Origin of the sequence: Cedecea colo (genome assembly GCF_011808225.1) — a bacterium.
Taxonomy (GTDB): domain Bacteria; phylum Pseudomonadota; class Gammaproteobacteria; order Enterobacterales; family Enterobacteriaceae; genus Dryocola; species Dryocola colo.
Genome location: NZ_SOYS01000006.1, coordinates 1 through 23,930, shown reverse-complemented (window position 1 = coordinate 23,930; position 23,930 = coordinate 1). Strand labels below are relative to the sequence as shown.

Annotated in this window: 26 protein-coding genes and 1 other annotated feature; of the genes, 14 read left to right on the top strand and 12 right to left on the bottom strand. The window is 51.8% G+C overall.

Annotated elements, in window-relative coordinates:
- Positions 1 to 108 precede the first annotated feature (108 nt).
- Together E2L00_RS13430 and E2L00_RS13425 are read left to right on the top strand one after the other, a co-directional pair.
- Positions 109 to 546, top strand: coding sequence for a type II toxin-antitoxin system RatA family toxin (locus E2L00_RS13430; protein WP_167612456.1), 438 nt, complete (start codon positions 109 to 111; stop codon positions 544 to 546).
- Complete coding sequence (locus tag E2L00_RS13425; protein ID WP_167612453.1) at positions 536 to 823, top strand: RnfH family protein; 288 nt, start codon at positions 536 to 538, stop codon at positions 821 to 823. Before E2L00_RS13430 ends, E2L00_RS13425 begins: the two co-directional genes overlap by 11 nt.
- A 47-nt stretch (positions 824 to 870) precedes the next feature.
- On the opposite strand, the gene bamE is transcribed toward E2L00_RS13425, so the two are convergent.
- From bamE to nadK, 3 genes are all read right to left on the bottom strand, one after another.
- Positions 871 to 1,215, bottom strand: a complete 345-nt coding sequence (bamE, locus tag E2L00_RS13420; protein WP_167612450.1) for an outer membrane protein assembly factor BamE — start codon at positions 1,213 to 1,215, stop codon at positions 871 to 873.
- Between the two features lie 220 nt (positions 1,216 to 1,435).
- Complete coding sequence (gene recN, locus E2L00_RS13415) at positions 1,436 to 3,097, bottom strand: DNA repair protein RecN (RefSeq protein WP_167612447.1); 1,662 nt, start codon at positions 3,095 to 3,097, stop codon at positions 1,436 to 1,438.
- Between the two features lie 86 nt (positions 3,098 to 3,183).
- Entirely contained in the window at positions 3,184 to 4,077 is an 894-nt protein-coding gene (gene nadK / locus E2L00_RS13410; protein ID WP_167612444.1) for an NAD(+) kinase, read from the bottom strand.
- Positions 4,078 to 4,195: 118 nt separating this feature from the next.
- On the opposite strand from nadK, the gene grpE reads away from it, so the two are divergent.
- Positions 4,196 to 4,774, top strand: coding sequence for a nucleotide exchange factor GrpE (gene grpE / locus E2L00_RS13405; RefSeq protein WP_167612441.1), 579 nt, complete (start codon positions 4,196 to 4,198; stop codon positions 4,772 to 4,774).
- Positions 4,775 to 4,817: 43 nt separating this feature from the next.
- Here grpE and E2L00_RS13400 read toward each other — a convergent pair whose 3' ends face one another.
- The gene (locus E2L00_RS13400) at positions 4,818 to 6,104 is read right to left on the bottom strand and encodes an HlyC/CorC family transporter (RefSeq protein ID WP_167612438.1); all 1,287 of its coding nucleotides are present in this window, start codon (positions 6,102 to 6,104) and stop codon (positions 4,818 to 4,820) included.
- A gap of 25 nt (positions 6,105 to 6,129) precedes the next feature.
- Positions 6,130 to 6,918, bottom strand: a complete 789-nt coding sequence (locus E2L00_RS13395) for a cytochrome C assembly family protein (protein ID WP_167612435.1) — start codon at positions 6,916 to 6,918, stop codon at positions 6,130 to 6,132.
- 172 nt (positions 6,919 to 7,090) lie between these two features.
- On the opposite strand from E2L00_RS13395, the gene ffh reads away from it, so the two are divergent.
- From ffh to rplS, 5 genes are all read left to right on the top strand, one after another.
- Positions 7,091 to 8,452, top strand: coding sequence for a signal recognition particle protein (gene ffh, locus E2L00_RS13390; RefSeq protein WP_167612432.1), 1,362 nt, complete (start codon positions 7,091 to 7,093; stop codon positions 8,450 to 8,452).
- A 113-nt stretch (positions 8,453 to 8,565) separates the two neighbouring features.
- Entirely contained in the window at positions 8,566 to 8,814 is a 249-nt protein-coding gene (gene rpsP, locus E2L00_RS13385; protein WP_167612429.1) for a 30S ribosomal protein S16, read from the top strand.
- Between the two features lie 18 nt (positions 8,815 to 8,832).
- Positions 8,833 to 9,381: a ribosome maturation factor RimM gene (gene rimM / locus E2L00_RS13380; RefSeq protein ID WP_167612834.1), complete on the top strand. Its 549-nt coding sequence runs from the start codon at positions 8,833 to 8,835 to the stop codon at positions 9,379 to 9,381.
- A 45-nt stretch (positions 9,382 to 9,426) separates the two neighbouring features.
- Entirely contained in the window at positions 9,427 to 10,194 is a 768-nt protein-coding gene (gene trmD, locus E2L00_RS13375) for a tRNA (guanosine(37)-N1)-methyltransferase TrmD (protein ID WP_167612426.1), read from the top strand.
- 167 nt (positions 10,195 to 10,361) lie between these two features.
- Positions 10,362 to 10,709 carry a 50S ribosomal protein L19 gene (gene rplS, locus E2L00_RS13370; RefSeq protein WP_031374778.1) on the top strand — a complete coding sequence of 116 codons (348 nt, stop codon included), beginning with the start codon at positions 10,362 to 10,364 and terminating at the stop codon, positions 10,707 to 10,709.
- Between the two features lie 128 nt (positions 10,710 to 10,837).
- Here the strand turns inward: rplS and E2L00_RS13365 are convergent, their stop codons facing one another.
- Complete coding sequence (locus tag E2L00_RS13365) at positions 10,838 to 11,791, bottom strand: YsnF/AvaK domain-containing protein (protein ID WP_167612423.1); 954 nt, start codon at positions 11,789 to 11,791, stop codon at positions 10,838 to 10,840.
- Between the two features lie 34 nt (positions 11,792 to 11,825).
- Positions 11,826 to 12,233: a DUF2382 domain-containing protein gene (locus E2L00_RS13360; RefSeq protein WP_167612420.1), complete on the bottom strand. Its 408-nt coding sequence runs from the start codon at positions 12,231 to 12,233 to the stop codon at positions 11,826 to 11,828.
- Between the two features lie 575 nt (positions 12,234 to 12,808).
- Between E2L00_RS13360 and aroF the strand changes: the two genes are divergently transcribed.
- The 3 genes from aroF (at position 12,809) to E2L00_RS13345 (ending at position 15,960) form a co-directional block, all read left to right on the top strand.
- Positions 12,809 to 13,879, top strand: a complete 1,071-nt coding sequence (aroF, locus tag E2L00_RS13355; RefSeq protein WP_167612417.1) for a 3-deoxy-7-phosphoheptulonate synthase AroF — start codon at positions 12,809 to 12,811, stop codon at positions 13,877 to 13,879.
- An 11-nt stretch (positions 13,880 to 13,890) separates the two neighbouring features.
- Positions 13,891 to 15,012 carry a bifunctional chorismate mutase/prephenate dehydrogenase gene (gene tyrA, locus E2L00_RS13350; RefSeq protein WP_167612414.1) on the top strand — a complete coding sequence of 374 codons (1,122 nt, stop codon included), beginning with the start codon at positions 13,891 to 13,893 and terminating at the stop codon, positions 15,010 to 15,012.
- A gap of 72 nt (positions 15,013 to 15,084) precedes the next feature.
- The gene (locus tag E2L00_RS13345; protein WP_201279426.1) at positions 15,085 to 15,960 is read left to right on the top strand and encodes an SMP-30/gluconolactonase/LRE family protein; all 876 of its coding nucleotides are present in this window, start codon (positions 15,085 to 15,087) and stop codon (positions 15,958 to 15,960) included.
- A gap of 32 nt (positions 15,961 to 15,992) precedes the next feature.
- Here E2L00_RS13345 and pheA read toward each other — a convergent pair whose 3' ends face one another.
- The 4 genes from pheA to bamD all read right to left on the bottom strand — a co-directional run bounded on the left by pheA (position 15,993) and on the right by bamD (position 18,921).
- Positions 15,993 to 17,153, bottom strand: a complete 1,161-nt coding sequence (gene pheA / locus E2L00_RS13340) for a bifunctional chorismate mutase/prephenate dehydratase (RefSeq protein WP_167612411.1) — start codon at positions 17,151 to 17,153, stop codon at positions 15,993 to 15,995.
- Positions 17,154 to 17,174: 21 nt separating this feature from the next.
- Positions 17,175 to 17,300, bottom strand: a sequence feature (Phe leader region).
- Positions 17,252 to 17,299 carry a pheA operon leader peptide PheL gene (gene pheL / locus E2L00_RS21420; protein WP_201279432.1) on the bottom strand — a complete coding sequence of 16 codons (48 nt, stop codon included), beginning with the start codon at positions 17,297 to 17,299 and terminating at the stop codon, positions 17,252 to 17,254. (Overlaps the previous feature by 48 nt.)
- A gap of 271 nt (positions 17,301 to 17,571) precedes the next feature.
- Positions 17,572 to 17,913, bottom strand: a complete 342-nt coding sequence (raiA, locus tag E2L00_RS13335; RefSeq protein ID WP_167612408.1) for a ribosome-associated translation inhibitor RaiA — start codon at positions 17,911 to 17,913, stop codon at positions 17,572 to 17,574.
- A gap of 270 nt (positions 17,914 to 18,183) precedes the next feature.
- On the bottom strand, positions 18,184 to 18,921 hold the full coding sequence (gene bamD / locus E2L00_RS13330) for an outer membrane protein assembly factor BamD (protein ID WP_167612405.1): 738 nt from the start codon (positions 18,919 to 18,921) through the stop codon (positions 18,184 to 18,186).
- A gap of 131 nt (positions 18,922 to 19,052) precedes the next feature.
- On the opposite strand from bamD, the gene rluD reads away from it, so the two are divergent.
- The 3 genes from rluD to clpB all read left to right on the top strand — a co-directional run bounded on the left by rluD (position 19,053) and on the right by clpB (position 23,480).
- Positions 19,053 to 20,033, top strand: a complete 981-nt coding sequence (rluD, locus tag E2L00_RS13325) for a 23S rRNA pseudouridine(1911/1915/1917) synthase RluD (RefSeq protein ID WP_167612401.1) — start codon at positions 19,053 to 19,055, stop codon at positions 20,031 to 20,033.
- Positions 20,030 to 20,776, top strand: a complete 747-nt coding sequence (gene yfiH, locus E2L00_RS13320) for a purine nucleoside phosphorylase YfiH (protein ID WP_167612398.1) — start codon at positions 20,030 to 20,032, stop codon at positions 20,774 to 20,776. Before rluD ends, yfiH begins: the two co-directional genes overlap by 4 nt.
- Before the next feature lie 130 nt (positions 20,777 to 20,906).
- Positions 20,907 to 23,480 carry an ATP-dependent chaperone ClpB gene (gene clpB, locus E2L00_RS13315; protein WP_167612395.1) on the top strand — a complete coding sequence of 858 codons (2,574 nt, stop codon included), beginning with the start codon at positions 20,907 to 20,909 and terminating at the stop codon, positions 23,478 to 23,480.
- A gap of 211 nt (positions 23,481 to 23,691) precedes the next feature.
- Here clpB and E2L00_RS21650 read toward each other — a convergent pair.
- On the bottom strand, positions 23,692 to 23,930 hold a 239-nt coding region (locus E2L00_RS21650; protein ID WP_236127747.1), incomplete at its 5' end, for a hypothetical protein.

The window sequence follows — 23,930 nt, the reverse complement described above, 5'->3', positions numbered from 1 at the left end:
GCTCACGGGCGGAAAGGAGATATCTTAGCATGCCTGCGGGCTAAGAGTTTTTCTTTGCCTGAGGATAGATGTTATTATTTATGGGGTGTATGACTCACAGGAATTACTATGCCTCAGATCAGTCGTACTGCCCTGGTGCCTTACAGCGCGGAGCAGATGTATCAGTTAGTGAACGATGTAGACGCCTACCCGGACTTTTTACCTGGTTGCACCGGCAGCCGGGTCATTGATGCTTCCGCCAGCCAGATGACGGCGGCGGTAGATGTCTCGAAAGCGGGGATCAGCAAAACGTTCACCACACGCAATACATTAACCAGCAACCAGAGCATTTCAATGCACCTCGTCGATGGGCCGTTTAAATCGCTCAGAGGAGGCTGGACCTTTACGCCACTGGATGCCGATGCCTGCCGCATTCAGTTCCAGCTTGATTTTGAATTCACCAACAAGCTAATCGAACTGGCGTTTGGCCGCATCTTTAAAGAGCTTGCCAGCAGTATGGTTCAGGCTTTCACCGTGCGGGCCAAAGAGGTTTACAGTGTCGCCTGAAATCAAGGTTGAGGTGGTTTATGCTCTGTCCGAAAAGCAATACCTGCGTCAGGTAAAACTGGCGCAGGGCAGCACGGTAGCGCAGGCGATAGAAGCTTCGGGTCTGCTGGAACTGCGCAGCGATATCGATTTAAGCAAAAATAAAGTCGGTATTTTTAGCCGTCCGGTAAAACTCACCGATGAGGTGAACGAAGGCGACAGGGTGGAAATTTATCGCCCACTGATTGCCGATCCCAAAGAGCTACGGCGCCAACGCGCGGCTAAAGCACAAAAGTAAAAAGGCGCATTAAGCGCCTTTTTTTATTGGTATCTCACCATCTCACCTTATTGATTTTTTTCCAGCTTTGGCTTGTTGTCGATGTTGGTTAATACGCCGCTGCTATTGAAGGTCAGAGTCAGCGTTTGCTGCGTTACGCCTTCATGGCCAGGCTGCTGGCGGAACACGTAGAACCAGGTATTGGTGCCGAACGGGTCGGACATCATCGGCGTACCCAGGGCATAAGCAACCTGCTGTTGAGTCATACCGGTACGGATCTTCGACACATCATTCTGTGTCAGGTAGTTCCCCTGGTTGATATCGGGGCGGTAAACCACTCGCTCCAGAGTGGAACAGCCTGCGGTCAACATCAGAAGAACCGCTGCGGCAGCAGTCAGCGTTTTACAGCGCATAATGTTTTGATTCCTTTTCGGGCCCGAGCAGCACGTGGCTCATTCGTAATATGCCGATGATAATAAACCTTTTCGCAGTTTAAAACCTTAAGGCGCTCAACTCAGACCCTGAGAGGCCAAAAAAGTTGGCTCAAAAGCTGCGCAATTGCCAAAGCGTTGGCTGAATGCTGATTTTTTGAACGGTGGACGGCAGATCGCCCTGCCGCGCCCTTGAGTGCAATTATGCTGCCAGCAGCTCTTTAGCGTTAGCCAGCGTGTTGCGGGTGACCTCGCTGCCGCCAAGCAGACGGGCCAACTCCTGCAGACGTGAGCGCTTGTCGAGCTGTTGCATATGGGTTTCCGTCATTTCACCATCGGTTTCTTTACTGACAAAAAAGTGATGATGCCCACAGCCTGCGACCTGCGGCAGATGCGTTACGCACATAACCTGCGTTGATTCGCCCAGCTGACGCAGCAGCTTACCTACCACGGCAGCCGTTGGCCCGCTGATACCGACATCCACTTCATCGAAGATTAACGCCGGTGTTTCCATTTTACGAGCGGTGATCACCTGGATGGCCAGCGCGATACGCGACAGCTCGCCGCCGGAGGCGACTTTCGCCAGGGGTTGCAAAGGCTGCCCAGGGTTGGTGCTGACGCGGAAATCGATACGATCGGCGCCTTCGGCGGTCAGATGGTTTTCATTGAATTCAACGTCAATAGCCAGCTTACCGTGCGGCATAGAAAGTGAGTGCATACTTTCTGTGATGAGCTGGCACAGTTCGGCTGCGTGATGGGTACGGCGCAGGTGTAGTTCACGAGCCACGGACAGCGCTTGCTGATGATGATGCGCCACCGCCTGCATCAGTTCATCCTGCGAGGTGGCCTGCTCGTCGAGCTGTTGTTGTTCATCAAGCAATTTCTGATGAAACAACGGCAGCTCCTCTGGAGATATGTGGTGCTTACGCGCCAGGTTTATCTGCCGCGAAATGCGTTGTTCCAGTTCATACAGGCGGTTAGGGTCGAGATCCAGGCGGTCGCTATAGTGGCGTAGCTCGTCGCTGGCTTCGGAAATTTGGATGGCGGCCTCTTCAAGCATATCCAGCACGCCGGAGAGCTTGTTATCCATACCGATAAGTTCGGCCATTAGCTGCCTTGCGGTATGAAGCTGATTTTGCAAATTGCAGTCTTCACCGTCGGCGAGAATATTCAGAGCCTGCTGGCTGGTTGAAAGCAGCTGCCCGCTGTTGGCCAGCCGTTTGTATTCTTCGTCGATTTGTTCGAACTCACCGGCAACAGGTGCAAATTCATTAAGTTCTTTAAGCTGGTAGTGCAGCAGCTCTGCGCGTGCAGCGCGTTCCTGGGAAAGCTGTTGATGCTGAGCCAGAGAGCGACAGCTTTGGTGCCATGCGCGATAGCGTTCCGTCATTTGTGCAATGAGCGCGTGCTCGCCTGCGTAACCGTCTAACAGATTTTTTTGATGTTCAGGTTTTAGCAGAAGCTGGTGCGCATGCTGGCCGTGGATTTGAATGAGCAATTGACCAAGATCGCGAAGCTGGGAAAGGGGAACGGCGGTGCCGTTGATAAAGCCACGCGAGCGGCCATCGCTGCTGATAACGCGGCGTAACAGGCATTCCCGGCCATCTTCCAGTTGATTTTCTTCCAGCCAGCGCAGGGCGGCGGGCGTATCTTTTAACGAAAAGCGCGCGCATAAATCAGCGCGGCTGGCGCCCTGACGGACCATGTCTGCTTCTGCCCGGCCACCCAGGCACAACCCTAAGGCATCAATCGCAATGGATTTACCGGCACCGGTTTCGCCGGTGATAGCCGTCATGCCGTGATGAAAGTCAATTTCCAGTTCACGAACGATTGCGAAGTTACTGATGGTAAGTTGTGCCAGCATAGCCACCTTCCTGTATATAACAACATAGCTGTAGTTACGTACAGTATATCCTGGTTGCTTATACAGTAAAGTGGCTTAAGCATATTTTAGAATAATTTTTTTGACCAGCCGAGTTTCGAGCTCAACGTATTGAAGTAGCTGTAATCCTTGGGATGTATCAGGTTGAGATGATAGTCGCAGCGGCGGATCAACACATCTTCTCCTTCCTGTATCGGCAGGGCAATCTGGCTGTCGCAGCTCACCTCCAGATCGCTGCGCATGTGCGAAAAGCGCAGGCGGATGGTACTGCTACTATTGATAACTAACGGGCGGGCTGAAAGCGTGTGCGGAAACATCGGCACCAGCGTTATGGCATCCAGGGAAGGTGTTAAAATTGGGCCGCCGGCGGAAAGTGAATAGGCCGTTGAACCGGTTGGCGTTGAGATAATCAGGCCGTCAGAGCGTTGCGAGAAGGCGAAGACTTCATCAATGTAGACTTCGAATTCAATCATATGTGCAACTTTGCCGGGGTGCAGCACCACTTCATTGATAGCGGTACTCAGGCGGGTTGGCGTATCTTGCTGGCATACCTGGGCTTCCAGCAGGAAGCGTTTTTCGGCGATGTAATGGCCTTCCAGCACGTCTGCCAACTGTTGCTGTGCATTATCGGGATCGAGATCGGTGAGGAAGCCGAGATTGCCACGGTTGATGCCGATGACCTTGATGTCGTAACGCGCAAGCACCCGTGCAGCGCCAAGCATGTTGCCATCGCCGCCGACCACCACGGCCAAATCGGCAAGCTGGCCGATCTCCGCCAGCGTGCCGGTTTTGACGTTTTTAAGCTTCAGTTCCTGGGCGATTTGCTGTTCCACGATGACGTCGTAGCCCTTTTCGCATAGCCAACGGTAAAGCATTTCATGTGTGGTCAGTGCCGTAGGGTGGCGAGGATGCCCGACAATGCCAATGCAACTGAAATGAGTGTTCGCTATTCTGGTAGTCATCGTGGTGGTCCTTATACGCAGACGTTTATGACAATATGTCACGTTCCCTTGAATCCCGGAAACTGATCCCCATAATAAGCGAACCAGCGAGATGAATGCTAAAAACGCGGAGAATTTCATGAGTAGTAAAGAACAGAAAACACCAGACGAGCAAGTCCCGGAAGATATTGCAATGGAAAGCCACGACGAAGTAGAGGCCGTAGAAGGCGTCGAGGTGGATCCGCGCGACGAACACATTGCCGATCTGACGGCACAGCTGGAAGAAGTCCAGCAGCGCGAGCGTGACAGCCTGCTGCGCACCAAAGCCGAGATGGAAAACCTGCGTCGTCGCACCGAGTTGGATATCGAAAAAGCGCACAAATTTGCGCTGGATAAATTTGTAAACGAACTGCTGCCGGTGATTGATAGCCTCGATCGCGCCCTGGAAGTGGCTGACAAATCCAACCCGGATCTGGCGGCCATGATCGAAGGCATCGAGCTGACTCAGAAATCGATGCTGGATGTGGTTCGCAAGTTTGGCGTAGAAGTGGTTGGCGACATTAATGTGCCGTTCAACCCGGATGTTCACCAGGCTATCGCGATGGTTGAATCTGAAGAGGTTGCGCCAAATCACGTGCTGATGGTGATGCAGAAGGGTTACACCCTCAATGGCCGCACCATTCGCGCAGCAATGGTTTCCGTGGCGAAAGGGAAGTAATTTTTTAACAAAAAGCCAGCCTCGGGGCTGGCTTTTTTGTCTGTTACTCTTCCACGCTTTGACGTAGCGGTTTCACCGGCGTGACGCGTACCTGCTTAATCATATTGTCCTGCACGTCGAGAATATCAATGTCGTAGTGTTCAATACGCACGCGGGTATCGTTAGCCGGGATCTCCTGTAACTCCTCCAGCAGCATGCCGTTTATGGTGCGGGCATCGTCTTCCGGCAACGTCCAGTTAAAAGCTTTATTGATTTCGCGCACGTTAGCGCTGCCTTCAATAATCACTGAACCATCATTTTGCGGCACCACTTCTTCGGCAAGCGTTGGCGACATAGAGGTAGTGAAGTCACCCACGATCTCTTCCAGAATATCTTCCACGGTGATCAGCCCCTGGATATCACCGTATTCATTCACCACCAGGCCGACTTTCTTTTTGTTGCGCTGGAATTTCACCAGTTGCACGCTCAGCGGCGTGCCTTCCGGGACAAAATAAACTTCATCAGCGGCGCGCAGCAGCGTCTCTTTGGTGAACTCCTGTTTCTCTGTCATCAGGCGGTAAGCTTCCCGCACCCGTAGCATGCTAATGACGTCGTCCAGCGTATCGCGATAAAGCACGATGCGGCCATGCGGGGAATGCGTCAGCTGGCGGACGATAGATTTCCAGTCGTCGTTGATATTGATACCCACAATTTCATTGCGCGGGACCATGATGTCGTTCACGCCGATCTTTTCCAGATCCAGCACCGAAAGAAGCATGTCCTGGTGACGACGCGACATATTCGAACGGGACTCATGCACGATGGTGCGCAGCTCGTCTTTGCTGAGCGCTGCGCTGATCACGTTATCGGTTTTAATACCCACCATGCGCATCAACATGCGGGTAATAACGTTCAGCAGCCAGACCAGCGGCATCATGAGAACCTGCAGCGGGCCAAGCAAGAAGCTACTTGGAAAGGCGACTTTTTCCGGATAGAGCGCGGCAATGGTTTTCGGCAGCACTTCGGCAAAGACAAGCACCACGAAAGTAAGGATACCGGTAGCAATAGCCACGCCAGCATCGCCATAAAGGCGCATACCCACGATGGTGCCAATGGCGGAGGCGAGAATATTCACCAGATTATTACCGATCAGAACGAGGCTAATCAGGCGATCCGGCTTGCGAAGTAATTTTTCGACGCGTTTGGCGGCACGGTTACCTTGCTTGGCAAGATGGCGCAGACGATAGCGGTTGAGCGTCATCATGCCGGTTTCAGACCCGGAGAAGTACGCTGAAACCACCACCATGATGACCAGAGTGACGATCAGCGTGGTGGTTGAGATGTGTTCCAAAAGTTATATCCTTTAAATTGCAAAATTAGCCAACGAACTGTTGCAGAACCCGGCTACCGAAGTAGGCGAGGGTCAGGATCGCGGCCCCGGCGACGTTAAACCACACCACAAGGCGGCCCCGCCAACCTTCATGATAGTGTCCCCACAGCAAAATAATGTAGACAAACCAGGCAAGAATAGACAGCACGGCTTTGTCGACGTTCTCCGTGCTGAAGAGATCGTGCATATAAAACAGGCCGGTGGAGAGCGTCAGCGTTAACAGCACCACGCCAACCTGAGTGATGTGAAACATTTTGCGTTCAATAGCCATCAGCGGCGGCATTTCAGCGCTAAAGGCGAGCCTTTTGTTTTTTAGCTGGAAGTCTATCCACGCCAGTTGCAGCGCATACAGGGCGGCGATAATCAGCGTGGCATAGGCAAATAACGCAAGGCCGATGTGAATCATCATGCCCGGCGTGGTTTCCAGATGAGTAATAAACTCGTTAGGCACGAAAATGGCAAAGGCGAGGTTAATTAAGGCAAACGCATAGACAATCGGCAAAAGTAACCAGCCGCGGTTGCGTGAGGCAACAATCGTCATTACCGTACAGATCATCAGGCTGACCAGCGAACCGACGTTCAGCAGGCTGAGGTTCTGCCCGCCGTCACCCGCAAAAATGCGGGCTTCCAGCGCCAGCGCGTGGCTGACAAGCGCAATGGTGGCCGATAAAATTGCTAAGCGGCGCCATGCACTGTTCTTCGTGAGAAGACCAGGAATAATCAGCGCGAGGCTGGTGGAGTAGGCTACAAGCGCAAGGAGTGCGAAAACAGGCATATAAGGTGTCGGTCAGTTAGCCAGAGATGAAAAAAAGCAGTATAACGTCACCTGTCGCCTGCTCCAACTCTAACCGTTGCATCACATGCAGGGCGGCTTCATGTTATAATCCGCCAAATTCTGTTTTGTGTCGCGTACTGCGGCCCTAAGTTACCACGTTAGGCAAAATACAATGTTTGATAATTTAACTGACCGTCTGTCGCGTACCCTGCGCAATATCAGCGGCCGTGGGCGGCTGACTGAAGAGAACGTTAAAGAAACGCTGCGCGAAGTGCGCATGGCCCTGCTGGAGGCGGACGTTGCGCTGCCGGTGGTGCGCGATTTTATCAGCCGTGTAAAAGAAAAAGCGGTTGGTCACGAGGTTAACAAGAGCCTGACGCCGGGTCAGGAATTCGTCAAAATTGTTCGCGCCGAACTGGTTGCGGCAATGGGCGAAGAAAACGCCGTGCTGAACCTTGCCGCGCAGCCGCCAGCCGTGGTGCTGATGGCGGGCCTGCAAGGTGCCGGTAAAACCACAAGCGTCGGCAAGCTGGGTAAATTTTTACGCGAAAAGCATAAGAAGAAGGTGCTGGTTGTTTCTGCCGACGTATATCGCCCGGCGGCAATCAAACAGCTGGAAACCCTGGCTGAGCAGGTCGGTGTCGATTTCTTCCCGTCTGACGTTGGGCAAAAACCTGTCGATATCGTCAACGCGGCGCTGAAAGAAGCGAAGCTGAAGTTCTACGACGTGCTGCTGGTGGATACCGCCGGGCGTCTGCACGTAGATGAAGCGATGATGGACGAAATCAAACAGGTACACGCCGCGATTAATCCGGTTGAAACCCTGTTTGTGGTCGATGCCATGACCGGTCAGGATGCCGCAAATACCGCTAAGGCGTTTAACGAAGCGCTGCCGCTGACGGGCGTGGTTCTGACGAAAGTCGACGGCGATGCGCGCGGCGGCGCGGCTCTGTCTATTCGCCATATCACCGGCAAGCCAATTAAATTCCTCGGCGTCGGTGAGAAAACCGAAGCGCTGGAGCCGTTCCATCCGGATCGTATTGCTTCGCGTATTCTGGGTATGGGCGATGTGCTGTCGCTTATCGAAGATATCGAAAGCAAAGTTGATCGCGCTCAGGCCGAGAAGCTCGCCAGCAAGCTGAAGAAAGGCGATGGCTTCGACCTCAACGATTTCCTTGAGCAGCTTAAGCAGATGAAAAACATGGGCGGCATGGCGAGCATGATGAGCAAGCTGCCGGGCATGGGGCAGCTGCCGGACAACGTCAAATCCCAGATGGATGACAAAGTGCTGGTGCGCATGGAGGCGATTATCAACTCCATGACCCTCAAAGAACGCGCGGCGCCAGAAATCATTAAAGGTTCCCGCAAGCGCCGTATCGCGCAGGGTTCCGGCATGCAGGTGCAGGACGTTAACCGTCTGCTCAAGCAGTTTGATGACATGCAGCGCATGATGAAGAAGATGAAGAAAGGCGGAATGGCGAAAATGATGCGCGGCATGAAAGGCATGATGCCGCCAGGTTTCCCAGGCCGTTAAGCTCATTTAGATTGCTTTTTGCGCCCAAATGAGTAAAATTTTCGGGCTTTTAATATGACACCGGGTTCCGTCCCTCGATGGAGCCCGGTGTTTTATTCACTAAAGAGGATGTTATGGTAACTATTCGTTTAGCACGTCACGGCGCTAAAAAGCGTCCGTTCTACCAGGTTGTTGTTACTGACAGCCGTAATGCACGTAACGGTCGCTTCATTGAGCGCGTTGGTTTCTTCAACCCTATCGCCAGTGAGAAAGACGAGGCAAGCCGCCTGGATCTGGATCGTATCGAGCATTGGGTTGGCCTTGGCGCTACCGTTTCCGATCGCGTATCTGCGCTGATCAAAGCAGCAAAAAAAGCAGCTTAATCTGTCACGGTGGTCATGATGAGCAATCAATTCGCAGCTTCGGTACCTGTTAACCCAATCGTGTTGGGGAAAATGGGCTCCTGCTACGGTATTCGTGGTTGGCTCAGAGTGTTTTCCTCCACCGAAGACGCCGAAAGCATTTTTGACTATCAGCCCTGGTTTATCCAGAAGGCGGGTCAGTGGCAGCAAGTACAGCTTGAGAGCTGGAAGCACCACAATCAGGATCTGATCATCAAGCTGAAAGGCGTTGACGATCGGGATGCCGCGAATCTTCTCACTAATTGCGAAATTGTGGTTGATTCATCGCAGTTGCCTCATCTCGAAGAGGGTGACTATTACTGGAAAGACCTTATGGGCTGCCAGGTAGTAACCACTCAGGGATATCAGCTCGGTAAAGTCATCGATATGATGGAAACCGGCTCCAATGACGTACTCGTCATTAAGGCAAACCTGAAAGATGCGTTCGGTATCAAGGAGCGGCTGGTTCCGTTCCTCGATGGGCAGGTTATCAAGAAAGTCGATCTCGCTACTCAAACGATTGAAGTAGATTGGGATCCTGGTTTCTAAACCTCCGGATAAACGGTAACAAAACGGCGTGATGGGGAAAGGCTTGTGTTTATTGGTGTAGTTAGCCTGTTTCCAGAGATGTTCCGCGCAATTACCGATTACGGGGTAACTGGCCGGGCAGTTAAAAATGGCCTGCTGAGCATCCAGAGCTGGAGTCCGCGTGACTTCACTTATGACCGACACCGTACCGTGGACGATAGGCCTTACGGCGGCGGACCGGGTATGCTCATGATGGTAAACCCGTTAAGGGAAGCCATCCACGCAGCGAAAGCGGCGGCAGGGGAAGGCGCAAAGGTAATTTATCTTTCACCTCAGGGACGCAAGCTTGATCAAGCAGGCGTCTGTGAACTGGCAACCAACGAGAAGCTGATTCTGGTTTGTGGCCGTTACGAGGGAATCGATGAGCGCGTGATCCAGACCGAAATTGACGAAGAATGGTCAATCGGCGATTACGTTCTCAGCGGTGGTGAGCTACCGGCAATGACGCTGATTGACTCCGTCTCACGGTTTATTCCGGGTGTACTGGGCCATGAAGCATCAGCGATCGAAGATTCGTTTGCTGATGGATTGCTGGATTGCCCGCACTATACTCGTCCTGAAGTGTTAGAGGGCATGGAAGTACCGCCGGTGTTGCTGTCGGGGAACCATGCAGAGATTCGCCGCTGGCGCCTGAAACAGTCGCTGGGCCGCACCTGGCTTAGAAGACCTGAACTTCTGGAAAACCTGGCTCTGACTGAAGAGCAAGCAAGGTTGCTGGCCGAGTTCCAACGGGAACACGCGCTACAGCAGCATAAACATGATGGGCAAGGTTAATACCTCCCAGAACCCCAAAATAGTTGGAGTTGTAGCAAGACGGCAAGCGAGTGAATCCCGATGAGCTTACTTTAGTAAGTTATTCAGGTGAAGAAACGCAGTCAGCGCGGATACAGCTTCAAATATGCAGGGGAAACATCAGTTTACCCAGGATAAGAGATTAAATTATGAGCAACATTATTAAGCAAATTGAACAAGAACAGATGAAACAGGATGTACCTTCCTTCCGTCCGGGCGACTCCGTGGAAGTGAAAGTATGGGTCGTTGAAGGTTCTAAAAAACGTCTGCAGGCATTTGAGGGCGTGGTTATCGCTATCCGTAACCGCGGTCTGCACTCTGCATTCACTGTTCGTAAAATTTCCAACGGCGAAGGTGTTGAGCGCGTATTCCAGACTCACTCCCCGGTAATCGACAGCATTACCGTTAAACGTCGTGGTGCCGTTCGTAAAGCTAAACTGTACTACCTGCGTGAGCGTACTGGTAAGTCTGCTCGTATCAAAGAGCGTCTTAACTAAGATATCGCTAACGCGACATCCAAAAGTTAAAGTGAAACAAGGGGTTAGCAATATGCTAACCCCTTTTTTGTTTCTGGTGCCCACAGCAGGCCATTTAGCGTATTAATCACTAATACACCAACGGAACATTACTCTTTTGGTGGGAATTTCGATTTGTTCAGATCGCTTTCAACGCCGTCTTTATCCACTTCAACTTCCTGACGGCGAACCGTATCTTTAACCGTTTCGTCACGCGCCGTGGTTTCAGTGCGCAGACCTACTTCTTCACGCACATGAGCGGTTTTATTCACCGTAGGCACTTCATGCGACTCTTCAACTTCAAGCGTCTTCTCTGACCAGTCCACATCGTTAAGATAGGCCGGTTCGTTAAGGGCGGAACGGAACACATCGGCGTGCTGTTCGGTAAGCGAGATATCTTCCGCTACTTCATCCTCAACCGTATAACGGCGCAGACGGACTTTACCGTCGCTGACCCGGCGCTTGCCTACGTCAATCTCTTCTTCGGCCAGCGTCAGGGTTTCACGGTTATCGCTCTCTCTGTAAGCCTGGTTAGTCTGAACATCGTCTGTCACGCCTCCTGCGATATCCGCAGAGGCGGTACGCCCACTTACGTAGTCAGCGTCGCCGGGAAGCGTTTTAGCCACGACATCTTCATCCCTTAATGTCGGGTCGGTGGCGATGTCCTGTCCGATGGGGCGGGACGCGACATCATCGGTTTCCCCAAGGAAATTTTTACCATAGACATCATCGCCAACGCCGCTACCTGTCGCGTAATCACTGGCACAGTTATCCAGCAGCGTTTCGATTCTGTCTGCATCATCTTTATCAACGCGGGCAATTAACAGCACTCCGCCAGCGCGAATGGCTTTGTTGTACTCTGACGCATAATCATCATCAACATCATCGCCAAACAAACGCTGCCAGAAACTGGGGTGACGAATTTCTTTATCTTCAACGCGTAACCTTTCGCCCGAAATAATATCGATGTCATCCCCCGAGATACCTTCCGCAATGAGTTTCTCTTTAGCAACTTCTGCCTGCTGAGGTTGGGTGAAAGCCGTAACGATTTTTTCGTGTGCCATATCTAATGTTCCTCTTGATAAGTCTAAAAGGTTGTCATTCATCTTCCGTTGAAATATTAATTTCCTGCGATCGCAAAGTGATATTTTCCTGATGAGTCTCTTTCCTGAGATTTTTAATAACGTGAATTTCTTCGGTGAGAACGTAATATTTAACTATTTCAACACGCTCTTCGATAACAGGGATTATTGTGACGTCACCTTCCTGGCGAACCTGAGGGATATTTTCGGGTTTTACCGCTTCGTTTTTTAAGACGCGTTTAATTATCGCATCTTCGTGCGTCAGTTCCGTCTCAATCAGCTTCTGGTCGGCCCGCGTGGAGCGCGTGATGCGTACGCGTCGGTCGATAACTTTCTTTGTGCCCAGCTCAACACGCTCCTCTGCAAGGGATACGGTGTCTTTGGTCGTGGCCAGCTCTTTTTCGGTGTCACTTTTATTTGACATATTTTACCCGGACATATTGCTACTTAAATAAATGCCTAATAAATAACAGGAATAGCTGACATAAACTTATAAAGTTATTTATCCATACCCTGTTAAGCATAGATCAAAAAAGATAGAGGCCGAAAATTTGGCGCAGTAAATTGTTAAAAGAAGTAAATAATTTGGCAATTAATCTTAAGCGATAAGCGGTCATCAGAATATTCCGTAAAAAACACCGCCGTGCCGTAAACGTCTACGCATCTGGCTTTAACAACCTGGTTATTAATAGCAAGCGAGGCCGGGAATGTTTCCCTTAGCGCCTGAGCGAAGGTCATCGAAAACTCATCGCGGGCGTTTATGCGGAGTAGCTCATAGCTGCGCTGGTTTAACCGGCCCGTTACCAGACTATGTAACTAGCGGTTGTGTAAAAATAACTTTACGAAATTTATGGGTGATCGCCTATTAAGCGCCATATAACTCGTCAGTGTAACGTATTATTTACGTAATATGGATTGCAATCTTTACTATGCATGGTAAGGTATTGCTTCCTCACTGAGGAAACGACTATCGCAAACGAGCCAAACAGGACCGCCATCATGCAAAAAGACGCGCTGAATAACGTTCATATTTCTGACGAACAGGTATTAATCACTCCGGATCAGCTTAAAGCCGAGTTCCCGCTCACCGCCGCACAGACGGCACAGATCGAACAGTCACGCCAGACGATTTCGGACATTATCGCCGGCCGCGATCCTCGTCTGCTGGTGGTTTGTGGACCTTGCTCGATCCACGATCCGGAAACCGCCATTGAATACGCTCGTCGTTTTAAAGAACTTTCTGCACAAGTCAGCGATAGTCTGTACCTCGTCATGCGCGTCTATTTTGAGAAACCACGTACTACCGTGGGTTGGAAAGGGCTGATTAACGATCCGCACATGGATGGCTCGTTTGATGTGGAAGCGGGTCTGAAAATAGCGCGCAATCTGCTGGTGGAACTGGTCAGCATGGGCTTGCCGCTGGCGACTGAAGCGCTCGATCCGAACAGCCCGCAATACCTGGGCGATCTGTTTAGCTGGTCGGCAATTGGCGCCCGTACTACCGAGTCCCAGACTCACCGTGAAATGGCTTCAGGTCTTTCAATGCCGGTTGGCTTTAAAAACGGGACTGACGGGAGCCTGGGTACGGCAATTAACGCGATGCGCGCGGCTGCGATGCCGCACCGTTTCGTCGGCATCAACCAGGCGGGGCAGGTTTGCCTGCTGCAAACCCAGGGCAATCCGGACGGTCACGTGATTCTGCGCGGCGGTAAAGCGCCAAACTACAGTCCGGCTGACGTTGCCCAGTGCGAAAAAGAGATGGAACAAGCGGGACTGCGTCCGGCCTTGATGATAGATTGCAGCCATGGCAATTCCAACAAAGATTACCGCCGCCAGCCGGGCGTGGCTGAATCCGCCATCGCGCAGATTAAAGATGGTAACCGTTCGATTATTGGTCTGATGATTGAAAGTAATATCCATGAGGGCAATCAATCGTCTGAGCAGCCACGCAGCGCAATGAAATATGGCGTTTCCGTCACCGATGCCTGCATCAGCTGGGAAACAACGGAAGGCCTGCTGCGTGAGATTCATAAAGATCTGCACGGTACGCTTGCGGCGCGTAAGGCATAAGAGGTTTTACTATGGTTGCTGAATTGACCGCGTTACGCGATCAAATCGACGAGGTAGACAAGGCGTTGCTGGATCTTCTGGCGCGCCGTCTGGAACTGGTAGCGGAAGTTGGCGAAGTCAAAAGCCGCTACGGTTTACCCATTTATGTTCCCGAACGTGAAGCGACAATGCTGGCCTCTCGCCGTAAAGAAGCTGAAATGCTCGGTGTTCCTCCCGATCTCATTGAGGATGTGCTGCGTCGCGTGATGCGTGAGTCCTATTCCAGCGAGAACGATAAAGGGTTCAAAACGCTTTATCCGGCATTACGGCCAGTGGTGATTGTCGGCGGTGGCGGCCAGATGGGGCGTTTATTCGAAAAAATGCTCATGCTCTCTGGCTACCAGGTTCGCATCTTTGAAAAAGAAGACTGGCCCCGGGCTGCTGAAATGATGGCCGATGCCGGCATGGTGATTGTCAGCGTGCCGATCCATCTTACCGAAGAGGTTATTGCTCAACTGCCGCCGCTGCCTGCAGACTGCGTGCTTGTTGATCTCGCCTCAGTGAAGAATGGGCCGTTGCAGGCGATGTTAGCTGCCCACAACGGGCCGGTATTAGGTCTACACCCCATGTTTGGGCCGGATAGCGGCAGCCTGGCAAAACAGGTTGTGGTCTATTGCGATGGGCGCCAGCCGGAAGCCTATCAATGGTTCCTGGAGCAGATACAGGTCTGGGGCGCGCGCTTACATCGCTCCAGTGCCGTTGAGCACGATCAGAATATGGCGTTTATACAGGCGTTGCGCCACTTTGCCACTTTTGCCTATGGTCTGCATCTGGCAGAAGAGAATGTGCAACTGGAGCAGTTGCTGGCGCTTTCATCACCCATTTACCGGCTGGAGCTGGCGATGGTCGGGCGTCTGTTTGCACAGGATCCTCAACTGTACGCCGATATCATCATGTCGTCGGAGAATAATCTGGCGCTGATCAAGCGTTACTACAAAAGGTTCGGCGAGGCGATTAGCCTGCTTGAGCATGGCGATAAGCAGGCGTTTATCGACAGTTTCCGCAAAATTGAACACTGGTTCGGGGACTACGCCCAGCGTTTCCAGAGCGAAAGCCGCACCTTGTTACGTCAGGCAAATGATAACCGCCAGTAGCAGTAAAAAGGTTTTATAATCAAAGCCAGTGGAAAAGCCCGCTGGCTTTTTTTTGCGATAAGGATACCTGAGATGGCACAGCCGCAAGTCCTGTTTGATTACACCGGTCACCTACCCGAATGCCCAACGTGGAATGCAGAAGAACAGAGCATTTACTGGACCGATATTCTTGAAAACGAAATTCATCGCTACCACCCGGTAAGCGCCAGGCATGACGTTATTCAGTTTTCCGAAGAGGTGGGCTGCTTTGCCTTTCGTGAAAACGGCGGTTTTATCGTAGCGTTACGCAGCGGGATCTACCTTACCAATCAAACGGGTCTTATCACCCAAAAGATCTGTGATAACCCGAATAATCCCGAGCTTGCGCGTTTTAACGATGGCGGTACCGATCGTGAAGGACGTTTTTATGCGGGAACATTCTGGGGGCCGGGCGATTATAACGGTGCTCTGCTGTGCCGCGTTGATAATGATTTGACGCCGCATATTATTCAGCACGATATTCATGGCGCGAACGGTCTGGCTTTTAGCGAAGACAAAAAGTGGATGTACACATCTGATACGCCAAACAGCGTGATTTATCGCACGCCGCTGGATGAGAGAGGTGAGCCCGGCGTACGGCAGGTATTCAAACGATTTGCGCCGGGGGAGGGCATTCCTGATGGTGCCGCCATAGATATGGAAGGTTGCTACTGGACCGCATTGTTCGATGGCTATCGCATCGCGCGCTTATCCCCGCAGGGTGAAATCCTGGAGATACACGCTTTGCCAGTACGTTGCCCGACAATGGTGTGCTTTGGAGGCGACGATATGAAAACGCTGTTTATCACCACTACGCGGGAAAATATGGATGAAGCAGAAATCGCTGAACGTCCGCTTTCGGGGGCTATTTTCACGCTGCAGGTGAACGTTGCGGGCCTGACAAAACCGAAGTTTAAAGAAAGCCGGTAAGCCAGCCTCAGGCTGGCTTTCTTAGGGCAGCGTCAGACAGGATCGACAGGCACGACATTCTCACTCGGGTAGCTGCCAAGCACTTTCATCGAGCGGGTAATCTCGCCCAGCTCTCGCAGAGCTTTTTGCATTTCCATATTTTTCAGGTTGACCTGAATATCCAGATAGAACATCTCTTCCCACGGATTGCCGTTGATCGGGCGGGATTCAAGCTTTGTCATAATCAGATTGTGATTGCGCAGGACCAGCAGGGCCTCAACCAGCGCGCCAGCCTGCTGACCTGTCGCGATAAGCAGCGTCGTTTTGGCCGGAACCTGCTCTGAAACGTCAATTGCTTTACGCGCCAGTACGACGAAGCGGGTAATATTTTGCGACTGATTTGCCAGGTTACGCTCAAGCACCTGCAGGCCATAGAGCGCGCCGCCGGCTTCGCTACCCAGGGCCGCGACACGGGGAGAATTGGCCTGAGCAACTTTTTCCATCGCGGCGGAGGTGCTTTCGCAATATTCAATCTTCCAGTGCGGATAACGGTTAATGAACTGGCTGCACTGCTGGAAAGGCTGCGGATGGCTGTAAACTATTTCGATTTCTTCTAACGCTGTTGTGCTGCTTACCAGTACGCAGTGGTCGATAGGTACCGTCATCTCACCAACGATTGAAAGGCTGGTGTGCTGGAGCAGATCGTATACCTCGTTAATCGCGCCGGAGCTGGTGTTTTCAATTGGCACCACGGCGTAATCGGCCTGGCCGGTTTCTACCTGATTGAAAATATCATGGAATTTGGCACAGCCGCTTTCGATAAATTGCTCGAAATGGCGCGCGGCATACTGGCGAGCAGCGAGGTGAGAGTAAGAACCTTTAGGACCGAGGAAAGCGATGCGGGCAGAGTGCGGATTGGTTTTATTCAGATGTTGTTGCAGTAATGCCTGCTGGGTCAGAACCGAATCTTCGATGATGAGCTGGAACAGACGGGTAATGTAGTGCGCATCCAGTTGATGCGTTTTACCCAACGTAATCAGGCGCTCAAGCAAATCCCGCTCGCGGTCAATGTCGCGTACCGGGCGGTGAGACTCGAGCTTCGCCTTACCCACTTCTACGGCAAGCCCGCGGCGTTCCGCCAGCAGCGCCAGCAGCTTTACATCCAGGGCGCTAATTTTATCGCGCAGAGCCAGCAAGGGGTTTGTCTCATTCATAACGCTACCTTTTCGATGTCCATAAAAAAGGCCTCCCGTTTTGGGAGGCCTGTTTGTTCGTCTTCGCATTCTTTATCACACGACGAATTGCCTCCCGGTCAGGGGAAGGTAAAAAAGAATGCGAAGAAAAACGGTAGAAGTCTCATGGGCTGATTCCTGACAAGTCTGAGGGTTAACTTACTCGCTCTGTTTTCGCCCTGTCAATAAAAAACGCGCCCGGAGGCGCGTTGAAGGTAGCTGCCAAAGAAGGAGAAAGCGGGGTTTTTCCTTTTTTGTCATGACATTGCTGAATATTAATTTATTGATTTTCCAGTTTATTTCTACAGAAGGTCTGCTTGTTGTTTTTGCCAGCATAGGGTTGGTTAGCAATAAAAAACGCGCCCGAAGGCGCGTTGCTAATGTGAATTCACTGTCAAAATTACTCTTCTTCAGATTCTTCCGCGAAGGCAATATCTTTCACTGAGCCTGTGGCACGGCGCGCTTCACCTTTGTGCTGCACCTTATTTAACTGCCGCTCCAGTTTATTGATTAATTCGTTGATGGCCGTATACATATCGTCATGCCTGGCGCTCGCGACGAGCTGTCCGTTCGGCGTACTTATGGTGGCATCAGCCACAAAACCCTGGGGTTCTTTGGACAAGATTATGTGTGGATTAATGAGATGAGTTTGCCACTTGTCCAGTTTGGTGAGACGGTCCGCGACGTGCTGGCGAATAGCTGGGGTGATTTCCATTTGCTTGCTGGTAATGTTCATTGTCATAAAGTTACCTCTTGTCTTTCCCGTCTTGGTAACTTCAGCATACCTCGCTCAATGTCAAAATGTGTGATCAAAATCACGTTATTTTGTCACTTTTTGTCAAGGAAGCCTTTTTGTGAGACAGAACAGGATAACCATCGATACTGCTTGTGGAACGCAAAAATAGCGTTCATATTTGATGGGATGGCCTGACGCTAAACCGTTTCAGTTTTGCGTTTCAGGCAATAAAAACGGCAGCCGCGGCTGCCGTTTTGTCGTTCCGGAGTTCGCTAATCAGGTATTGCTGCCGTTGGCTGCGATAATTTTCGCCACCTTGTCCGCCTGACCCGGCATTTGCATTTCGCGATACGCATTTTCCATCAGTTTTAAGCCGTCACGAGTTGCCTGGGTATCCGGGTAATCACGCAGCATGCCTTCGACACGATTAACAACTGCCACCCACGCGCCGCGTTTGGTGTAGTATTGCGCCACGGAAAGCTCATACTTAGCCAGACGATCTTTCAGGAACACCAGACGCCTGGTAGCGTCAGTGACGTACTGGCTGTTTGGGTAGCCGCGGACCAGTTTTGAGAAATCATTGAAGGCATCACGCGCGTGCTGCGGATCGCGATCGGAACGATCAACACCGAAGAACCCCTGTAATGCGCTATTATCCAACGCCATGTCCGTCAGACCACGCATATAAAGCACGTAGTCGATATTTGGATGGGTAGGATTGAGGCGCATAAAGCGATCAATCGCCGCCTGAGCCAGCGGCAGGTCAGCGTTTTTGTAGTAAGCGTAAATCAGATCTAACTGCACTTGCTGCGAGTAAGGCCCGAACGGATAACGGTTATCCAGAGCTTCCAGTTGCGTTATCGCCGCTTTAAAGTTACCGTCCTGCAACTTTTGCTGAGCAGTCGCATAGATCTCAGAAGGTGGATTATCAGGAACCTCATCCTTGGAACTGGAGCAACCAGCCAAAGCCAGGCTCAACGTGGCAGCTGCCACCAGATATTTCATACGCGTCATGACGTTTTGACTTTCCTCAGAATGTTATTCCGGGAGGCTCACAGTTCCAGCTCCCGATGAAGACCAGCTACAATAGCACACTATATTAAACGGCATTGCCGTAAAACCCAACGTTAACGAAGAAGCTGTCTATGGCACAACTAGTACAACTCAACGCAACAGTATCCGAATCTCAACTCGGTCAACGCTTAGATCAGGCTTTGGCCGAATTGTTCCCGGATTATTCACGTTCGCGTATAAAAGAATGGATTCTTGACCAGCGCGTGCTGGTCAATGGCAAAGTCAGCGATAAACCGAAAGAAAAAGTGTTGGGTGGTGAGAGCGTCACCATCAATGCCGAAATCGAAGAGGATGTACGCTGGGAAGCGCAGGATATCCCGCTCAATATTGTCTACGAAGATGATGACATTCTGGTCATCAACAAGCCTCGTGACTTTGTTGTTCACCCTGGCGCTGGCAACCCGGACGGCACGGTGCTAAACGCATTGCTGCATTATTATCCACCGATTGCCGATGTGCCGCGTGCGGGCATCGTTCACCGTCTGGATAAAGACACCACGGGTTTGATGGTGGTGGCCAAGACCGTTCCCGCGCAAACTCGGCTGGTGGAATCGCTGCAGCTGCGTGAAATCACCCGTGAATACGAAGCGGTCGCGATTGGTCACATGACCGCGGGCGGCACGGTGGAAGAACCTATCAGCCGTCACCCAACCAAACGTACACATATGTCCGTCCACCCGATGGGCAAACCGGCGGTAACGCATTACCGCATTATGGAACACTTCCGCGTGCATACTCGTCTACGTTTACGTCTGGAAACAGGCCGTACGCACCAGATCCGCGTTCACATGGCCCATATCACGCATCCACTGGTTGGCGATCAGCTATACGGCGGCCGTCCGCGTCCGCCAAAAGGCGCGTCCGAGGAGTTTGTAGCGGTGCTGCGTAAGTTTGACCGCCAGGCGCTGCACGCGACAATGCTGCGTCTTTATCATCCGATTAGCGGCATGCTGATGGAATGGCATGCGCCGATTCCACCGGACATGGTGGAACTGATTGAAGCGCTGCGCGTGGATACTGAAGCCCATAAGGACCAAATGGACTGGCTATGAGTAAAACGCTTACCCCGCAACTGATAGTCCCGGAATGGCCGGTTCCGCACGGCGTCGGCGCCTGCAGTTCGACGCGTATCGGCGGAGTCAGCCAGTTCCCCTATGATTCGCTCAATCTTGGCGCGCATTGCGGCGATGTCCCTGAACATGTTGAAGAAAACCGTCGCCTGTTTTATGCGGCGGCTGGCTTACCTGCAAAACCGGTTTGGCTGGAGCAGGTGCATGGTAAGGCGGTGTTGCAACTCGGTGGTGAACCTTACGCTTCAAAGCGGGCGGATGCCAGCTATAGCAATACGCCGGGGACGGTTTGTGCCGTAATGACCGCGGATTGTTTACCGGTGCTATTCTGTAATAAGGCCGGAACCGAAGTCGCTGCGGCACATGCGGGATGGCGGGGATTATGCGAAGGCGTTCTCGAAGAGACGGTCGCTTGCTTTAAAGACCGTCCGGAAAACATTATAGCCTGGCTTGGGCCTGCCATCGGCCCGAGCGCATTCGAGGTTGGACCGGAAGTTCGCGAAGCGTTTATGGCTAAAGATGCAAAAGCAGATACGGCTTTTCGCCCCGTGGGTGAAAAATATTATGCCGATATCTACAGCCTTGCACGTCAGCGTCTTGCAAATGTAGGGATAAAACAGGTCTACGGCGGTAATCGCTGCACTCACAGCGAAACAGGCGATTTCTTCTCATATCGCCGCGACAGAATCACCGGCCGTATGGCAAGTTTCGTTTGGCTGATATAACCTATAGAATCAAGACGATCCAGTACGGGTAACTCAACGCTTGCCTATTTCAGGTCATTAACCTTGAATAATTGAGGGATGACCTCATTTAATCTCCAGTAGCAAATTTGACCTGTATATGGGAGGAGTTATGCGTCTGGATCGTCTTACCAATAAATTCCAGCTTGCCCTCGCCGATGCCCAATCTTTGGCTCTCGGGCACGACAATCAATTCATCGAACCTCTTCACCTGATGAGCGCGCTGCTCAATCAGGAAGGAGGATCTGTACGTCCTTTATTGACCTCCGCTGGCGTGAACGCGGGGCAGCTACGCACGGCAATCGAGCAGGCGCTGAGTCGCTTACCGCAGGTTGAAGGAACCGGTGGCGATGTGCAGCCTTCGCAGGATTTGATGCGCGTGCTTAATCTTTGCGACAAGCTCGCACAAAAACGAAACGACAATTTTATCTCGTCAGAACTCTTTGTTCTGGCTGCGCTTGAATCGCGCGGCACATTAACCGACTTACTGAAATCAGCCGGCGCCACCACGGCAAATGTGACATCTGCGATTGAGCAAATGCGTGGAGGCGAAAGCGTGAACGATCAGAGTGCTGAAGACCAACGTCAGGCATTGAAGAAATATACCGTCGACCTTACCGAGCGAGCCGAACAGGGCAAGCTGGATCCGGTTATCGGTCGTGATGAAGAAATTCGTCGCACCATTCAGGTATTGCAGCGTCGTACCAAAAATAACCCGGTGCTTATCGGCGAGCCCGGCGTGGGTAAAACAGCCATCGTCGAAGGTCTGGCGCAGCGCATTATTAATGGTGAAGTGCCGGAAGGTCTGAAAGGCCGTCGCGTACTGGCTCTGGATATGGGCGCGCTGGTAGCCGGGGCGAAGTATCGCGGTGAATTTGAAGAGCGCCTGAAGGCCGTGCTTAACGATCTTTCAAAACAGGAAGGCAACGTCATTCTGTTTATTGATGAGCTGCATACTATGGTTGGCGCGGGTAAAGCAGACGGCGCAATGGACGCGGGCAATATGCTCAAACCAGCGCTGGCGCGTGGTGAGCTTCACTGTGTGGGTGCCACCACGCTTGATGAATATCGGCAATATATAGAGAAGGATGCAGCGCTTGAGCGCCGCTTTCAGAAAGTATTCGTGGCGGAACCTTCCGTTGAAGATACCATCGCTATTTTACGTGGGCTGAAAGAACGCTACGAACTGCACCACCATGTGCAAATCACTGACCCGGCCATCGTTGCGGCGGCGACTCTATCTCATCGCTACATTGCCGACCGCCAGCTACCGGATAAAGCCATCGACCTTATTGATGAGGCCGCTTCCAGCATTCGTATGCAAATAGACTCGAAGCCGGAAGAGCTTGACCGCCTCGATCGCCGTATCATCCAGCTAAAGCTGGAACAGCAGGCGCTGAAGAAAGAGTCGGATGAAGCCAGCCAGAAACGCCTCAGCATGCTTAATGAAGAGTTAGAACAGAAAGAGCGCGACTATTCGGTACTGGAAGAAGAGTGGAAAGCAGAAAAAGCGTCGCTCTCTGGCACGCAGACAATTAAAGCCGAGCTGGAGCAGGCGAAAATTGCTATCGAGCAGGCTCGCCGTGTGGGCGATCTGGCGCGTATGTCCGAACTGCAATACGGGAAAATCCCTGAGCTTGAGAAGCAGCTTGAGACTGCGACCCAGAGCGAAGGCAAAACCATGCGGCTGCTGCGTAATAAAGTAACGGATGTAGAAATCGCTGACGTGCTGGCGCGCTGGACGGGGATCCCTGTTGCCCGCATGCTCGAAGGTGAGCGTGAAAAACTGCTGCGGATGGAGAACGACCTGCATCAGCGCGTTATCGGCCAGGATGAAGCGGTAGAAGCGGTTTCGAATGCTATCCGCCGCAGCCGTGCCGGGTTGTCCGATCCTAATCGACCTATTGGTTCGTTCCTGTTCCTTGGGCCGACTGGGGTTGGTAAAACCGAATTATGCAAAACGCTGGCGAACTTTATGTTTGATAGCGACGATGCGATGGTGCGTATCGATATGTCCGAGTTTATGGAAAAACATTCGGTCTCGCGTCTGGTTGGGGCGCCTCCGGGCTATGTAGGCTATGAAGAGGGCGGCTATCTGACAGAAGCGGTTCGTCGTCGTCCTTATTCTGTGATCCTGCTTGATGAAGTCGAGAAGGCGCATCCGGATGTCTTTAATATTCTGCTGCAGGTGCTGGATGATGGTCGTCTTACCGACGGGCAGGGCAGGACGGTCGACTTCAGGAACACCGTTGTCATTATGACTTCAAACCTGGGCTCGGATTTGATTCAGGAACGTTTCGGTGAACTGGACTACGGGCATATGAAGGATTTGGTGCTGGGCGTTGTCAGCCATAGTTTCCGTCCGGAGTTCCTCAACCGTATAGATGAAGTTGTGGTATTCCACCCGCTGGGTGAGCGTCATATTGCTTCTATCGCGCAGATTCAGCTGCAGCGTCTGTACAAACGTCTGGAAGAGCGTGGCTACGAAGTTACTATCTCCGACGATGCACTGAAGCTGTTGAGCGAAAATGGTTACGACCCGGTTTACGGGGCGCGGCCGCTGAAACGTGCGATTCAACAGCAAATTGAGAACCCGCTGGCTCAGCAAATCCTGTCCGGCGAGCTGATTCCAGGGAAAATGGTCAAGCTGGAAGTAAAAGACGGTCATATTGTTGCAGTGCAGTGATACACCAAAAAGCAAAAACGAGCCCTTTTGGGTTCGTTTTTGCTTAAAAACCAGGCGATAAATAGTTAATCGCAGACTTATTGCCTGGAAAATAAGCAAACGATAAGTTTTTTCTATTTTATGCTTGTCACGTTCCGAAAAATCCCTATACTGCGCCTCCATCGACACGGAACATGTGAACAACATCACAGAGTAACGGCGGCGATGAGAGTTAAAAATCCTGAAATTCGGGGTTGACTCTGAAAGAGGAAAGCGTAATATACGCCACCTCGCAACAGCAGGCTGAGCCGCTGATTGCACCGCTCTTTAACAATTTATCAGACAATCTGTGTGGGCACTCGCAGGATTGATATCTCAGCATCTTCGGGTGCAAAAAAATATCAAGCCTTGAAGAGTGACCAGACAGTAATTCATTTAAGTGAATTATTTGAAAGTAATCTTTGAGCACCG